The organism is Acerihabitans arboris (assembly GCF_010131535.1).
Taxonomy (GTDB): domain Bacteria; phylum Pseudomonadota; class Gammaproteobacteria; order Enterobacterales; family Enterobacteriaceae; genus Acerihabitans; species Acerihabitans arboris.
The window spans coordinates 201,601-217,731 of record NZ_WUBS01000008.1; the positions used below are offsets into that span (position 1 = coordinate 201,601).

Sequence of the window (16,131 nt, forward strand, 5' to 3'; positions counted from 1 at the left end):
GGCATCCGGTGAATGTCGGCCGAGGGCTGGTTGCCGCCGACCGGTTTAGTCGATGCTTTTCAGCAGCGACACGTCCAGCGGCGCGACGATCAGTTCGGCCAGTCCGTCCACCATTGTTTTAAGATGTGCCGACTTACTATGTTTTTGCACCATCGCCTCGCTTGCCCAATGCTCGACAAAAATAAAGTGATCGGGCCGCGCGATATCCTGCTGCAGCTGATATTTCAGGCAGCCTTCTTCCTTGCGGGTTGCTTCGATACAGGGCTTGATCACCGCCTTGATGGCTTCCGCCTTGCCCGGTTTACCCTCGACAACCGCCACGATATGGACATCTGTAGACATAGCATTCTCCAAATAACTGATATGAATTATTAACAATATGGTAATAGCCTGCTTTAATCATAACGATACCAACGATAAAAAGCACACTTAAGGAATTTGATATGGCGGGAACCAGCCTGTTGGCGCTGCTTGATGATATAGCCTCGATACTCGACGACGTGGCGGCGATGAGCAAGGTGGCGGCGCGAAAAACCGCCAGCGTGCTCAGCGACGACCTGGCGCTTAACGCGCAGCAGGTCTCGGGCGTCAGGGCCGATCGGGAACTGCCGGTGGTATGGAAGGTCGCCAAGGGCTCGTTGATCAATAAGGCGATCCTGGTGCCGCTGGCATTGGCGATCAGCGCGTTTATTCCCTGGGCCATCACGCCGCTGCTGATGCTGGGCGGTTCTTATCTATGCTACGAAGGGGTGGAGAAACTGATTGAAAGCCGGCACCGCCGCCGGCATGAAAAGGCGCATCCCGAGGCGATAGAGTCCGCGCCCACCCCGGCGGGCGCGCCGCAGAATCAACCCGCCGTGACCCAGGCCGACGTATTGGCGCTGGAAAATAAAAAGGTCAAAGGGGCGGTGCGCACCGATTTCATCCTGTCGGCGGAGATCATTGTTATTTCGCTGGGCACCGTGGCCAGCGCGCCGTTGACGAGCCAGGTGGCGGTGATGGTATTTATAGCCCTGGCCATGACGGTGGGCGTGTACGGCATCGTGGCGGCCATCGTCAAGATGGATGATGTGGGGCTCTACCTGAGCCAATTACCGGGCACCGGCGGCCCGCGCGGCTGGCTTCGCGCCATCGGGCGTGGCGTGGTTAACGCCGCGCCGCTGTTAATGAAGTCCCTGTCGGTTATCGGCACCCTGGCCATGTTCCTGGTGGGCGGCAGCATCCTGGCGCACGGCCTGCCCTGGACCCATAGCCTGCTCGACCGCATTACCGAAGGCCACCGGGGCCTGATCGGCACCCTGCTGACCAGCGCCGCCGATATGCTGCTGGGGCTGGTGGCCGGCGGCATTATCGTGGCGGTGGTGGCGCTGGGCATGAAGATCGCCGGCCGGAGGCATTGATAACGGCCCCGTTACGCAGGACTTGATACGCCTTATCCTCGAGCCGGTTCGCTCCGGGGCAGCCGTCCGGCCAGGGCGCTGCTAACCGACCCGGTCGGCAACGCCACGCCGGACGGGGTAATAACGCGGGTCTCCAGCACATTGCTGTTTTCGCGATAGCCGCGCTCCAGGGTAAAAATCTTCCACCGGCCGGATCCGGGAAAAACCGCCTTTAGCGGCGTCATCGCCCGCTTGCGCATCGCCGTCGATGCGCGACGGCGGGACAACGTGATTTTTTGTCATACGGTTTGCCGAAAACGCAGGCACGGGTCGGCGTGCCTGGCCCTGCCGTACCCGTGCTGCCGGTTTAATCAGGCATTAACGCTAGAACAGGTAGAGGCAACAGTAACACCGGCAGTGTTTAATTAAAGTTTAAGTTATGTCATGCAATATAGTGAACTCTTTTTTAACTTATCTAAATAACATTTCATATAACTTTTTGTTTATATGTGATCAATGTTTTCAATATAAAACACAAAGGAAAATAATGCCAATCAATAATGTAAACAGTCAACATGACCTCGCTCCATATGTAGCGAAAAGTATCGACAATTTGGCTAGCGCTGATGGGGCTGGGAACGAGCGGATTATCTATACTCAAGAAAAATACGCTACTTTTGCAGAGTTTGAAACAAAACACTTCAAACATTACATAAGGCAAACCCGCAATGATTTAGAGCGCCTTGCCGAAAGGCTGGATTTAGCGGATTATGCCCAAGGCAATATAAAACACTTTATTTCTCTCATGGACAAACCAGAAAAAATAAATGAAAGCAATAAATATGCGGTATATAATCAACTTGGTTGCTATCTTGAAAAATTAAGCAGTATCAATAAAGAAACATGCCATGAAAAGGTCGCGCTTGAGATTAGAATGATGTTTTCGGATTTGAACGTATGCACTCCTGGCGCTATTACGCATATATCTGACGCATGCAAAATCGCGGCAGATTATATGGATGATAATCTCATTACTCAGCTTCAGGTAATCAAAAAAAATCTTATAATGGCTGCGCTTAGCCATCATCTGCGAAAAAACCACGACAACATCGATCCTATCATGGAAATACATTATGGTAATGCATATATAAAACATTTGCGCGGTACTGAATGGGATATAGGCGATACCATTGAAGATATGCATGTTAATGACGAAATTAAAAAGATAACGTTAAATGAACTCGGCATACTTGAAGAAAGGCTGAAGATGGAAGCCAGCCTCGTTGAGGCCATAAAAACTTATGGGAATGATCTCTATGGTTATTATAAAAAAATACATGCCGAGTATACAAACAATAAAGTCCAGGAGAATGTCTATGATGATCGTGCAGCTAAAATGATGTATGAGGCAATTGATGAATATAACAGGTTACGTTCTGTTGATGTCAAGAAAAATAATATATTACAATTTGATAACGATGTTACTATGCTGCCCACCGCGGAACCGATTTTTTGCACCATTGTGGAATCGTTGGCTGAAAAATATGGTGATAAAGGTTATGAATTCGCTTATTTTAGCAAAAGAGAAGATTTTGATATTAAGACGTTGATGGGGATGTATTGGCTTTCGGAAAAAAAATCGGATCATCAATCTTTGGTGACGCTAGAGACACTTAGGCAAAAAAATATAACAGGTATATTAGATAAGGAACTATTATATTTTGCTATTAATCATACACATATTGAAAATATTGATTTTTTAATGGATGCGCAGTGGATAGGCGATTTATCTAAAACATTCACTTATATACCTAATTATAAAATATTTAAAGCGTTAGGAAGCTTTATGAATAAAACTAAAATTGATGAAAATTATCATGATCAAGATGGTAATAATATACTTATGCTTTGTGCTTTGTTTAATGATATAAATATGATTAATAAAATAATCAGGGACGCTAAAATTGATCTTGATCAGCAGGATAGGCTAGGTAATACGGCATTAACGTATTTCGCGTGCCATGCTGAAGGTCATGCCGCGATTAAAATTTTGCTCGAAAATGATGTGAATATTAATCACTATAATAATAATGGAGATACTGCCTTAATCTTATCGGCAAGAAATAATTGTTTGAATACCGTCGAATTGTTACTTGCAAAGGGCGCTAATGTTCACCACAAAAATAAACAAGACTCTACGGCCATCATGACGGTTGCCGAAAAAGGCTACATCGACATGGCAAAAATATTTTTTGATAAAAAAGCTGATATTAACCTTCAATGTGCCGACATCGGCGCTGCCTTTTTTCAGGCGATACTGCATAAAAAACCGCCAGTGGTGGAGCTATTAGTTGAAAATGGGGCTAACATTAATTACGCGCATGATGGTAGAGCCACGGGTCTGATGGCCGCGGTGGTAAACGAAGATATCAACATGGTGCGCTATTTGATTAATATGGCTGGCATTGATATTTTTTATAAAAATAATTTGTCAATGAATGCTTTAATTATTGCAATTACAACCAAAAATGTGGCGATAGCCACTCTTTTGCTAGAAAAAGCGTATACTGGTTTCGATGCCAAAGGCAAAGAGTATAATGTCAATTTTTTGTTTGCTGTGTCTTCTAACGATATTGATAAGGTAAAGGATGTTCTAAAAGAGAATAACGTTATCCTCAATTTTGAAAATCAAATCGGTAACGCGGCTTTATACCTTGCTTTAGCGGCGCATAATCATGAAATTGTTAGCCTGTTGCTGGAGAATAATAAAGGTGACGCTAACCATGATAATCAATGGGCACAGACGGCTTTGTTCGCTACGGTGAAATACGGCCGACCCGATACGCTCCGGGTTTTGCTGAATAAATTTGGTTCTATCATTAATTGTGTGGACTCCGCAAGACATACTCCTTTATTGTATGCTGCGTTATATAATGAAATAGAGATGGTTAAACTCTTGCTTGAATATAGTAATCTCGACATTAACCATAAAAGCGAATTAAACGATACAGCTTTACTCTATGCTGTCACTTACAGGAGCTTTGAGATGGCTAAGCTGCTTCTTGAGAAGCAGCCGGATGTTAATGTTGCCAACGACAGCGGCATGACGAGCTTGATGAGCGCGGTTAAAAATAATGATATAATGATGGTTAAGTTATTACTCGATGTTGAGGACGTCGATGTTAATTATGTCAATAAATTTGACCAAAGTGCTTTTTCCATTGCGGTGAAGGATAATAATATCGCCCTATGTACACTCCTTCTTGAAAAACAGGCTGATGTTAATTTTACCGATGTGGCGGGTAATACTGCTTTGATCTACGCGATCAAAAGTAATAATTTGGATATGATTAATTTCTTAATGAATATAAAGCAACTGAACGTTGCCCATCGAAATCGTCAGGGTGAAGACGCTTTGATTATCGCATTGACTAAAAAAAATAGGGGATTGGCTCATCGTTTAATTGACCGTATTAATATTGATTTAAAGCTTAACGGACCAGGGCGGGTTAAGGATTTTCTTTTAGCGGTAATTGAAAATAATCTGCAAGTTGTCGAAAATTTATTTAAGGAAAACGAATTAGTCCTCAATCTTGCCGAGTGTTTTTTTGATGCGGCTTTACATCTCGCGATAACAAATAAAAACTTGGCTATTGTTAAAGTTCTTCTAAAAAAAATCGATAATAATTTTGCTAATTACATGCAACCTGCGCTAGTTAGTGGCGTGGCGGCAGGAGATGTTCTGAGTACAAAAGCGATAATCGAATATATAAATTCAAATATCATAAAGGGCAGGCATGATGCCTTTGATTTTAAGACGGGACCACGAATGAATATTAATAATATTCGTCCACATTATAGCCATGAAAAGTAAATTACGCCGTTAAGATATAAATATTGCGTGTGGCGCACTTTCCGCTGACGACAGGGATTCGGCTGAGTCGTTTTTAACTGATCAAGTAAATAATGAATTACCGCAGATATCTAAATGTTGGCATAATATGATGGGTTGTATTGCTTGATATTCATGGCGTTAAGCCTATTTTTTTACGATTGCGGCCAGGCATTCTTTCACACTTTGTATCATTCTGTAAATGGCCCTTGCCAGGTTGCATAGGTAGGCTAGTATTAAGTGTACCAATAACATAATGTGCAGTAAGCATGCTTTCATTGGGAAATAAAGAAGTAATAGGCGGAATATTCAACCCAAGCTGAATTTAAGCCATTTGCATTCAGTATGGGTAATCTATTCTAATCCATAGCTGTTTAATGTATGGAAATTTACTTTAATTGGAGGTTTAAGATGGCTGAACAACATCGTGGCGGATCGGGCAACTTTGCGGAAGATCGTGAAAAAGCATCCAGCGCCGGCAGGAAAGGCGGTCAGGCGAGCGGCGGCAACTTTAAAAACGACCCGCAGCGCGCATCCGAAGCCGGTGGAAAAGGCGGGCGCAACAGCCATGGCGGCGGCAGGAAACCGTCGAAATAATGCCCATTGCTATGCTTGGATCGCAGCTACATAATTATAATCTGCAAGGTTTTATCGCCTGTCCACAACAGAGTAATTATGTAACAGAACAAGCAAACGCAGCCGGACCTGGGTCCGGCTGCGGTATTTCTAACTCCCTATCTGGCTCTGGACAGTTCCGCGCATATGGTCTCGTTGAGGCGGCGCGATAATCCCGCGCATATGGCTCCGTCGAGGGCTCCGGGACAAATCGCGTGCGCAGTAAGGCGCTATTGACGATAATAACCACCCCATTGCGCAGTTTCGTCAACGCCACAGGACTTATTCATGAGCGACATCATTATCTATCACAACCCCGGCTGCGGCACCTCGCGTAATACGTTGGCCCTGCTGCGCGAGCGTGGCTTGGAACCGACGGTAATCGAGTACCTGAAAACGCCCCCCAACCGCCGGCAGTTGCAAAAATTAATCATCGCCACGGGACTGCCGGTCCGCGCGCTGATCCGCACCAAAAACGATCCTTACCAGCAGCTTGGCCTGGCGGATGACCATTGGACCGACGAACAGCTTATCGAATTTATGGCGCAATACCCGGTATTAATCAACCGTCCCATTGTCGTGACACCCCTGGGCACCCGGTTGTGCCGGCCCAAAGAGGCGGTGTTCGAGATCCTGCCGCAGGCTTCTCCAGCCGTTTAACCCTAAAGCGGCCCTTGCCTGCGTCGCCGTGCTAAGTCCTGCGCCGGCGCCGTAGGGCGCCGGGTCATCGGGCGGTAAATGTTTGCTCTCTCCCGGCGCCGTAGCTGAATCGAAGCATTTGCGCCCTTGCGACGGCCGCGCCGGAATAATCGCGTGCCAACACGTCTTTCCTTCGCCCCGGCGCTAAAGTGGTGCAGCCATGCACATATTATGCGCACCGGGGCACAACAATAAAATTAATAATAAAATAACCTTATCGTAAACAAAATTTGATAATAAAGCGTTTTTATCGATAGTTTATTTCGTTGTTATAATTGAATGTTTATTTTAATAAAATTCAATAATATTCAATATGTTATGTGTTGTTTTTTATTATTGCCTTATTGGAAATGGCAATGTGGCACGCCGTTTGCAAAATTAATTCGACATTTGGGGAAGCGCATTCGTTTCGTTATATTTTTGAAGGTTTATTTAAGGCCATATCATATTATGAACTTCTTTTCCATTAATAAGACAGTGGGTTTGACATTATTGATCGCCGGCACTTGTTTTAGCGCCCTATCGCAGGCGGCGCAAACGGATACCCTGCGATTTGGCACCGCGCTGGGTTACGCCCCTTATGAATATCGCGGCAGCGACGGCCAGATGACAGGGTTTGAAATTGATTTGGGCAATGCCATTTGCCAAGACCTGCATAAAAAATGCGTCTGGGTGGAAACGGAAATCTCCACCATGATACCGGCGCTGCAAGCGCGCAAATATGACGCTATCCTGGCCTCGATCGGCATTACCGAAGCGCGCCAGAAACTGCTGTTGTTTACCGATAAGGTTCATGGCGGCAGCAGCCGTCTTATCGCCCGCCAAGACTCGCCCATCGGCGCCGATGTCGCCACTTTGCGCGGCAAAAATATCGGCGTGGAGCAAGGCACCAATAATGAATCCTTCGCCAAGAAGAAATGGGCGCCGGAGGGCGTGAAGATCACTTCCTACGGCAACCAGGATCTGGCCTATAACGACCTGAGCTCGGGCCGGCTGGACGCCGTGATGACCGGCGAGGTGCAGGGGCAACTGGGTTTTCTCGCCACTGAAAAAGGCAAAGGCTACGCTTTCGCGGGCCCGGCCATTAAAGACCCGCTATTGGGCACCGGCGTATCGGCTATCGGCGTGAGCAAGGACAATCCGCAACTGGTGGCCGAGATTAACCGGGCGCTCGCCGCGCTGCGCGCCGACGGCACCTATCAGGCCATCGCCAAAAAATACTTTCCGCCGAGCATTGATGTCTACGGTGAATAACCATACCGCATGGAGGTCGGCATGATCCCTCAAGGTTATAGCGATATGTTGCTGAGCGGGATTGCCATGACGGTCAGGCTGTCGCTGCTGTCGCTGTTGTTATCACTGGCGTTCGGTTTCCTGGGCGCGCTGGCCAGGCTGTCCGCCAGCAGCCTGCTGCGGGGCCTCGGCGGGCTGTATACCACCGTTATTCGCAGCGTGCCCGATCTGGCGATCATGCTGCTGGTGTTTTACAGCCTGCAAATGGGGCTGAACCGCGTCACCGATTTTCTCGTCTGGGAGCAGATCGATATCGACCCGCTGGGCGCCGGGGTGATTACGCTGGGCTTTATCTACGGCGCCTATTTCACCGAGACGTTCCGGGGGGCGTTTATCGCCGTGCCCGCCGGGCAGATGGAGGCGGCGCACGCGTTCGGCCTTAGCCGCGGCCAGGCGCTGCGGCTGGTGATGTTCCCGCAGATGATGCGTTTCGCCCTGCCCAGCCTGGGCAATAACTGGCTGATCTTGGTGAAAGCGACGGCGCTGGTGTCGCTGATAGGTCTCGCGGACGTGACCAAAGCCGCGCAGGACGCGGGCAAGGGGTCGGGACAGCTGTTTTTGTATCTGGCGCTGGCCGCACTGTTTTATTTACTGGTGACCACGGTGTCCAGCATTTTGCTGGCCTTGCTGGTCCGGCGCTATAACGTCGGCGTGCGCGAGGCGCAGTTATGATCGCCATTCTCCATGATTATTGGCGCGCCTATCTCTGGCACGACGGTTATCAATATTCGGGCCTGGTGGTGACCTTATGGCTGCTGGTGATATCGTTGTTGATGGGATTTGCGCTGTCGCTGCCCCTGGCGGTGGCCAGGGCGTCAAAGCGCCGGTGGCTGTCGGCGCCGGTATGGTGTTTTACCTATTTATTTCGCGGCACGCCGCTATATATACAACTGCTGCTGATTTACTCCGGGCTGTATAGCCTGGGTTTTATCCAACATCAGCCGGTATTAAACGCGTTTTTTCGCAACGGATTTTATTGCGCCATCCTGGCGCTGGGACTGAATACCACCGCCTTTACCACCGAGCTGTTCGCCGGGGCCATCAAAGCCGTCGCGGCGGGGGAAATAGAAGCGGCCCGGGCCTTTGGCCTGGGACGCGTGGCCATGTACCGGACTATTATCCTGCCGGCGGCGCTGCGCCGCGCCTTACCCTATTACGGTAACGAAGTGATCTTGATGCTGCACGCCACCGCCATTGCGTTTACCGCCACGGTGCCGGATGTGCTGAAGGTCGCCGGCGATGTGAATGCCGAAACCTATATGTCGTTCCAGGCCTACGGTATCGCCGCGCTGATTTATTTGGCGGCCTCTTGTTTATTAATCACGCTTTTCCGGCTGGGGGAACGGCGCTGGCTGGCGTTTACCCGACCCAAAGCCCTGCCGGAAGCGAGGAGCTCCAGATGGAAAAATTACTGGTCGATAATTTCCGCAAAAGTTTCGGCGACAATCAGGTATTAAAGGGCGTCTCCCTGCGGGCGCGGGCCGGCGACGTGGTGAGCCTGATCGGCGCCAGCGGATCAGGCAAAAGCACGCTGCTGCGTTGCATTAACTTTCTTGAACGGCCGGATGACGGCGCCATCTTTTTCGACGGCAAGCTGGTCAATACCATCAAGGATAAGCACGGCAATATGCAGGTGGCCGACCGCGCGCAGCTGCAAAAAATACGCACGCGGCTGAGCATGGTATTCCAGCATTTTAATTTATGGGGTCATCTTACCGCCATGGAAAATATTATCCTGGCGCCGATCAACGCGCTGGGATTAAAAAAATCCGAGGCGGTAGAACGGGCAAAACATTATTTGAATAAGGTCGGTTTGCCGCTGCAGGCGGCGACGCAATATCCGTCGCATATGTCCGGCGGCCAGCAGCAGCGGGTGGCCATCGCCCGGGCGCTGGCCATGGAACCGGATATTATGCTGTTCGACGAGCCGACGTCGGCGCTGGATCCGGAATTGGTGGGCGAGGTGCTGAAAGTGATGCAATTGCTGGCCGAAGAGGGCCGCACCATGCTGGTGGTCACCCATGAAATGGCTTTTGCGCGCCATGTGTCCAGCCAGGTGCTGTTCCTGCATCAGGGCAAAATAGAAGAACAGGGGCACCCGGGGGAAGTGCTGACCCATCCGCAAAGCGAACGCCTGCGCGGCTTTCTCAGCGGAAATTTAAAATAGCCGCGGCAATCTGCCTCCGGCGCAACCTGATTTATTACCGTCCGGCGATGATACGGCATGGACCGCGCGCGCCCGGACCCAGGCAAAAGAGGTCGTTATGAATGATGAAAAACTGGCGCAGCTGCGCGAAAAATTCGGCAACCAGATTGAAGAGGGCAAAATATACCATCCCGATTTCGCCGAGGCGGCGAAAGTGCCGGGCGCCAGCAGGGCCACGGGGCACAGTAAATGGCCGCTCGCCGATCCGGCCACGTTCCTGAATTTGGCTTATGATTCGGGTGCTTATGAACACCAGTTTGACGGCCTGGATGTGGCCATTATCGGCGTGCCCATGGACCTGGGCGCGGGCGATCGTCCCGGCTGCCGTTTCGGCCCCCAGGCGGTGCGCTCGGTCAGCCGGGTCGGTCCCTACGATCGTATTTTGAATATCGCCCCGGCCGGGCGGCTCAAGGTCATGGACGTCGGCGACGTGGCCTTTACCAATCCGCGTAGCCTGGAGCAGTGCCATGAGGATATCGAACGTTATTACCTGCGGGTCATGGAGGCCGGGGTGGTGCCGTTAACCGTCGGCGGCGACCATTCCATTACCTATTCCATATTGCGCGCGGTAGGGAAAGACCGGCCCGTGGCCTGCGTGCATTTTGACGCCCACTGCGATACCTCCGGCGCCTACGGCACCAAATATCACCATGGCGGCCCCTTCCGCCAGGCGGTGCTCGATGGCGTGCTGGACCCCGAAAAGTGCGTGCAAATCGGCATTCGCGGCGGCGGTGCCTATCACGGCGAGTTTTCCATCGAGTCCGGCATGACGGTGGTTTACGGCGAGGATATTTTGGAAAAAGGCACCGCCTATGCCATCGAACAGATCACGCGGGTGGTGGGGGAATCGGATGTCTATATCTCGTTTGATATCGATTCGGTGGATCCGGGTTATGCCCCCGGCACCGGCACGCCGGAGGTGGGCGGATTAACCCCGCGCGAAGTGCAGCAGATCCTGCGCGCCATGGCCGGCATGAATATCATCGGCGCCGATGTGGTTGAAGTGGCGCCGCAATATGACGCCACGTCGAATACCGCCCAGATTACCGCCCAGGTATTATTTACCGAACTGTGCCTGATCGCCCTGGCGCCCGGCCGTCGGCGTTAACACTATAAAGGCCCGTCCCGAGCGGCGGGCCGCTTATTCATGATTAGGGAAAAACAGGCGAACTATGCTACCTGTAACCGCGCGGGCGCGACGTGCCGGAAAGCGCTTTTTATTATTTGATAATATGCTGCTGGAACTGGGTTTTTCAGCGGTGTTTCCTCTGCTGTCGGTCCATTTTGTCGAGCAGCTTGGCTGGCCGGCGGTGATTGTCGGCGTGTCGCTGGGTATTTGGCAGTTCCTGCAGTCCGGCACCGGCATTCTCGGCGGCGCCATTGCCGATTTATTCGGCGCCAAGCCGATGATCGTTATCGGCCTTATCCTGCGCGCCGCCGGTTTCGGCGTGATGGCTTTTGCCGATCGGGGGTGGATCCTGATGCTGGCCTGCGCCCTGGCGGCCCTGGGCGGCATGCTGTTCGGCCCCTGCCGTTCGGCGATGGTGATAAAGCTGGTGCGTCCCTATGAGCGCGGGCGTTTTTACTCCATTTTAATGGTGGAGGACAGCGCCTTTCGGGTGTTGGGCGCGTTGCTCGGCAGCTGGCTGCTGCTGACCTATGATTTCCAGCGGGTGTGCCTGGCCGGCATGGCGTTTTTCCTGCTGGCCGCCGGGTGGAATGCCTGGAAACTGCCGGCTTATAAGCTCTCCAGCGTGCGCGCGCCGGTACTGGCGGGGATGTCGCGGGCGTTCAACGATCGGCCGTTTCGTCGTTATGTGCTGATCCTTACCGGATATTACATCCTGAACGTGCAGGTGATGCTGATGCTGCCGATTGCCGTGCAAAAGATTGCCGGCACGCCCGCGGCGGTAGGCTGGATGTACTCTATCGACGCCGTCATGGCGTTAGTGTTGCTCTATCCGCTGGCGCGCTGGAGCGAGCGGCATTTTCGCCTGGAGCACCGGCTGATGTTCGGACTGGTGCTGATGGCGCTGAGCCTGATATGCGTGGGGTTTATCAGTACCGTCGGCATCCTGTTCAGCCTGGTGGTGCTGTTCTATCTCGGCTCGCTGATCGCCGAACCGGCTCGGGAGACGCTCAGCGCCGAACTGGCGGATTATCGCGCGCGCGGCAGTTACATGGGATTTAGCCGGTTCGGGGCGGCGGTGGGCGGCGCGCTGGGTTATACCGGCGGCGGCTGGCTGTATGATTTGGGCGATCGCAGCCAAATGACGGCGCTGCCCTGGCTGATCCTCGGCCTGGTCGGCGCGTTGACCACCGTCGGGCTGTGGCTGCGGTTCCGGCATCAGCCCGCGCCGAAAGTAGCGAATTTGCGCAGCCTGTAGGGGATTCTGCGCGTGACGGCACAATCGCATAGCGGTAACGCGGAACGGGAGGACGATGCCGGTGCCGTATTACCCGGCCCCGAATTCCGCCACCACAAGGTCGATAAAACTGCGCAGTTTCGGCGTCAACTGCCGGTGGGCGGCGAACAGGATATGCAGCGGCCGGGACGGCGCTTCATATTCCGGCAACACCCGCAGCAACTGGCCGGACGCCAGATAGGGCCGCAGTATCACCTCGGCGCCGAGGATAATGCCGCCGTCGTTCAGCGCGGCGGTCAGCAACGCCGAACTGTCGTTGACCTGCAGGCGGCTCTGCACCCGTACCTGGGAAGCTTCCCCCTGCCGGATAAATTGCCATTCGCTGCGCGGCGGACCCGACCAGAAGCTGTAACCCAGGCACTCATGATGTTCGAGATCGTTTAATTGCCGCGGCAGGCCGCAGCGGGCCAGATAGCCCGGCGACGCGCAGGCAATCAGCCGGTAGGGCGCCAGCTCGCGGGCGGCAAGGCTCGAGTCCTTGAGCGCGCCGAGGCGAATTACCGCCTCGTAGCCTTCATCCACCATATCCACAAACCGATCGGTTAGGGTCAAATCCATCGACACCTCCGGATACGCCAGCAGGTATCGGTTGATCATCGGCGTCAGGGCGTAGGCGCCGAAGGTGACCGGTGCATTGACGCGCAGCTGGCCGCGTGGCGTAGCGCTGAGTTCAAGTGCGACGGATTCCGCCGCCTGCGCCTCGGCCAGCACGATTTTGCAGCGCTGGTAAAACGCCAGGCCGATTTCGGTCAAACTCTGCCGGCGGGTGGTGCGGTTAAGCAGACGTGCGCCCAGGCGATCCTCCAGGAATACCACATGCTTGCCCACCATTTGCGCCGAGATATTCAGCGCGTCGGCGGCGGCGGCAAAGGAGCCCCGATCGGCGACTTTGACAAATACCGCCATGCTGGTCAGTCGGTCCATCAATGCTCTCCCGTCGAATTATTCACAACCATAGGTTGTGAGATTAGCGATATTATGCCTATTTATCGCATAAAGGTTGGCAATGTAAAGTCACTTTTGAACACTTTCCCTTGCAACAGGAGCTGCATCATGAAAATAGGCATTATCGGCGCGGGTTTTATCGGCCGCGCCATCGCCCGACTTGCGGTCGACCAGGGACATGAGGTGATGGTCAGTAATTCCCGCGGCCCGCACACCCTGACGAGCCTGGTGGCGTCCATAGGCTGTCTAACCGGCAGCGCGGAACAAGCGGCCGCTTTTGGCGAAGTGGTGGTGGTCGCCGTTCCGCTGAAGAATTACCGGGAAATCCCGGTTGCGCCCGTGGCCGGTAAAGTCGTGCTGGACGCGAATAATTATTATCCCGAGCGCGATGGACACATGCCCGAACTGGATAATCACTCCACGACGACCAGCGAACTGCTGGCCCGCCATCTTGCCGGGGCCAAGATCGTCAAGGCGTTTAACTCCATCCGCGTTAACGATCTGGAACGCGACGGGCTGCCGGCCGGCACGCCGGGGCGGCGCGCGCTGCCCATCAGCGGCGACGACGCGGCGGCCAAACGAACGGCGACGGCGCTTATCGAACAATTCGGTTTTGACGCGGTGGATGCCGGACCCTTGGCAGAGGGATGGCGCTTCCAGCGGGGCAGGCCGATGTATTGCGAGCGTTTTGATATTGCCGGGCTGCAAAAAGCATTGGCTGATAACGATGAGGAACATGTTATATAGCTGAAAATGCGGTAATCTCCTTTCCCTCGATAAAACGCATCGTCAGACCCGCGCGCGGGGATGTGCAAACAGATACTGAGGGATGATAGTGGAACCAAAACAGGAGTTGCAGCGCGGCCTCAAGGCCCGGCACATTGAACTGATAGCCCTCGGCGGCACCATCGGCGTCGGCCTGTTCATGGGGGCCGCCAGTACGCTGCAATGGGCCGGACCCTCGGTGCTGCTGGCCTATATTATCGCCGGTTTATTTGTGTTTTTCATTATGCGCTCCATGGGCGAGATGCTCTATCTCGAGCCCATTGCCGGATCCTTCGCGGTCTATGCCCACCGCTATATGAGCCCGTTTTTTGGTTATCTCACCGCCTGGAGCTACTGGTTTATGTGGATGGCGGTGGGCGTGTCGGAAATCACCGCCATCGGCGTCTATGTCCAATACTGGCTTCCCGGGCTGCCGCAGTGGCTGCCGGCGCTGGCCGCCGTCGCGCTGGTGGCTCTCGCCAACCTGGCCGCGGTCAGACTCTATGGCGAAATTGAGTTCTGGTTCGCGATGATTAAAATCACCACCATCGTGGTCATGATCGTGGTGGGGCTGGGCATTATATTTTTTGGTATCGGCAACCACGGCCATCCGGTCGGACTCGGTAATCTCACCGCCCATGGCGGCTTTTTTGCCGGCGGCTGGAAGGGCCTGCTGTTTGCGCTCTGTATCGTGGTGGCATCCTACCAGGGGGTGGAACTGGTAGGCATCACCGCCGGCGAGGCCAGCAACCCGCAGGTGACCCTCAGGAGAGCGATAGGCAAGATCCTGTGGCGCATCCTGATTTTTTACGTCGGGGCGATCTTTGTTATCGTCGCTATTTTTCCCTGGAATGAAATCGACGGCGGCGGCAGCCCGTTCGTGCTGACCTTTGCCAAAATCGGCATTACCGCGGCGGCGGGTATTATCAATTTTGTTATCCTGACCGCCGCGCTGTCCGGCTGCAACAGCGGCATGTACAGCTGCGGGCGCATGCTGTACGCCCTGGCGAATAATCGCCAGCTGCCGGCGGCGGTGGGGCGGGTGTCCCGCAACGGCATCCCGGCGGTGGGCGTGATGCTGTCCATTGTGATATTGCTGTTGGGATCCTGCCTGAATTATATAATTCCCAATCCGCAGCGGGTGTTTGTCTATGTCTATAGCGCCAGCGTCCTGCCGGGCATGGTGCCCTGGTTTGTGGTGTTAATCAGCCAACTGCGCTTTCGCCGGGCCCACCGGAGCGCCATGGCGTCCCATCCGTTTCGCTCGGTATGGTTTCCCTGGTCCAACTACCTGACCATGGCCTTTTTAATCTGCGTACTGGCGGGCATGGCCTTCAGTCCCGATACCCGGCTGTCGCTGATCGTCGGGTCGTCTTTTTTAATCTTGGTTTCAGTAGTTTACCGATTACTGGGTTTTAACAAGGCCAAGGCCGGGGCGCCGGCGGCGGTGAATGCCGAAGGCGCTGCGGTTGATTAAAATCTGAGCGGCATCACATTATCAACATCTGTCGCCGGCCGACTCTTGTTAAAATAGCGCGCCGGCGGCATTATCAATCACTGTAGTCGGCGGCAATGCCGCCGTTCAGGTAAAACCTAAACTCCTTGTTTCTATTGCTGCTTCTGCTTCAGCGGTGGTAAACAAGCGGTTTAGGTTTTTTTTTGGGATGCAAGCACGGGTTGGCCGCATAAATCGCGTCAAACCGCGGTGAAATTCGGTTTTTATATCGGATTGCCAGTTGCCAAACCGGGGTTTATGCCAGTATTACCTCAATATTACAGAGTATAAACTCGCTATTTGTTAATAATTTATTAAAATTCACCATCATAGGGCATTAAAACAGTGTTAATGCCTGTAATTGGTGCAAAAACGCCCCGGTTAGCGCCGGAAATCCGCGGCGGCACGGGGAAATA

At 52.9% G+C, this 16,131-nt stretch carries 13 protein-coding genes and 2 pseudogenes; 12 read left to right on the plus strand and 3 right to left on the minus strand.

The annotated features are described in order from the left end of the window. Positions 1-45: 45 nt before the first annotated feature. Positions 46-342, minus strand: a complete 297-nt coding sequence (locus tag GRH90_RS12970) for a putative quinol monooxygenase (RefSeq protein WP_162366372.1) — start codon at positions 340-342, stop codon at positions 46-48. A 101-nt stretch (positions 343-443) separates the two neighbouring features. Here GRH90_RS12970 and GRH90_RS12975 point away from each other — a divergent pair, with 101 nt between their 5' ends. Then, positions 444-1,400: a DUF808 domain-containing protein gene (locus tag GRH90_RS12975; RefSeq protein ID WP_162366373.1), complete on the plus strand. Its 957-nt coding sequence runs from the start codon at positions 444-446 to the stop codon at positions 1,398-1,400. Between the two features lie 32 nt (positions 1,401-1,432). Here GRH90_RS12975 and GRH90_RS12980 read toward each other — a convergent pair whose 3' ends face one another. Beyond that, positions 1,433-1,666 carry a hypothetical protein gene (locus tag GRH90_RS12980; RefSeq protein WP_162366374.1) on the minus strand — a complete coding sequence of 78 codons (234 nt, stop codon included), beginning with the start codon at positions 1,664-1,666 and terminating at the stop codon, positions 1,433-1,435. 260 nt (positions 1,667-1,926) lie between these two features. Between GRH90_RS12980 and GRH90_RS12985 the strand changes: the two genes are divergently transcribed. The 9 genes and pseudogenes from GRH90_RS12985 to mdtH all read left to right on the plus strand — a co-directional run bounded on the left by GRH90_RS12985 (position 1,927) and on the right by mdtH (position 12,471). Continuing rightward, entirely contained in the window at positions 1,927-5,253 is a 3,327-nt protein-coding gene (locus GRH90_RS12985; RefSeq protein ID WP_162366375.1) for an ankyrin repeat domain-containing protein, read from the plus strand. A gap of 429 nt (positions 5,254-5,682) precedes the next feature. Then, positions 5,683-5,868, plus strand: coding sequence for a con-10 family general stress protein (locus GRH90_RS12990; protein ID WP_162366376.1), 186 nt, complete (start codon positions 5,683-5,685; stop codon positions 5,866-5,868). 306 nt (positions 5,869-6,174) lie between these two features. Next, a pseudogene (arsC, locus tag GRH90_RS12995) lies at positions 6,175-6,531 on the plus strand (arsenate reductase (glutaredoxin)); the annotation flags it as partial. Between the two features lie 537 nt (positions 6,532-7,068). Beyond that, positions 7,069-7,839, plus strand: a complete 771-nt coding sequence (locus GRH90_RS13000; RefSeq protein ID WP_178113134.1) for a transporter substrate-binding domain-containing protein — start codon at positions 7,069-7,071, stop codon at positions 7,837-7,839. Positions 7,840-7,863: 24 nt separating this feature from the next. After that, on the plus strand, positions 7,864-8,550 hold the full coding sequence (locus GRH90_RS13005) for an ABC transporter permease (protein ID WP_312857186.1): 687 nt from the start codon (positions 7,864-7,866) through the stop codon (positions 8,548-8,550). Continuing rightward, a pseudogene (gene hisM, locus GRH90_RS13010) lies at positions 8,547-9,254 on the plus strand (histidine ABC transporter permease HisM); the annotation flags it as partial. The gene GRH90_RS13005 and the pseudogene hisM, both read left to right, overlap by 4 nt. A 23-nt stretch (positions 9,255-9,277) precedes the next feature. Then, on the plus strand, positions 9,278-10,045 hold the full coding sequence (locus GRH90_RS13015; RefSeq protein ID WP_162366381.1) for an ABC transporter ATP-binding protein: 768 nt from the start codon (positions 9,278-9,280) through the stop codon (positions 10,043-10,045). Between the two features lie 97 nt (positions 10,046-10,142). Then, entirely contained in the window at positions 10,143-11,192 is a 1,050-nt protein-coding gene (gene speB, locus GRH90_RS13020) for an agmatinase (protein WP_162366382.1), read from the plus strand. A gap of 64 nt (positions 11,193-11,256) precedes the next feature. Beyond that, on the plus strand, positions 11,257-12,471 hold the full coding sequence (gene mdtH / locus GRH90_RS13025; protein WP_162366383.1) for a multidrug efflux MFS transporter MdtH: 1,215 nt from the start codon (positions 11,257-11,259) through the stop codon (positions 12,469-12,471). A 69-nt stretch (positions 12,472-12,540) separates the two neighbouring features. On the opposite strand, the gene GRH90_RS13030 is transcribed toward mdtH, so the two are convergent. Continuing rightward, positions 12,541-13,434 carry a LysR family transcriptional regulator gene (locus GRH90_RS13030; protein ID WP_162366384.1) on the minus strand — a complete coding sequence of 298 codons (894 nt, stop codon included), beginning with the start codon at positions 13,432-13,434 and terminating at the stop codon, positions 12,541-12,543. A 129-nt stretch (positions 13,435-13,563) separates the two neighbouring features. On the opposite strand from GRH90_RS13030, the gene GRH90_RS13035 reads away from it, so the two are divergent. Both GRH90_RS13035 and thrP read left to right on the plus strand, forming a co-directional pair. Beyond that, a complete protein-coding gene (locus GRH90_RS13035; protein ID WP_162366385.1) occupies positions 13,564-14,202 on the plus strand; it encodes an NADPH-dependent F420 reductase in 639 nt (212 codons plus the stop codon). Positions 14,203-14,287: 85 nt separating this feature from the next. Then, positions 14,288-15,697 (plus strand): bifunctional threonine/serine APC transporter ThrP, encoded by a 1,410-nt coding sequence (gene thrP / locus GRH90_RS13040; protein WP_162366437.1) that lies wholly within the window; start codon positions 14,288-14,290, stop codon positions 15,695-15,697. Positions 15,698-16,131: the final 434 nt, after the last annotated feature.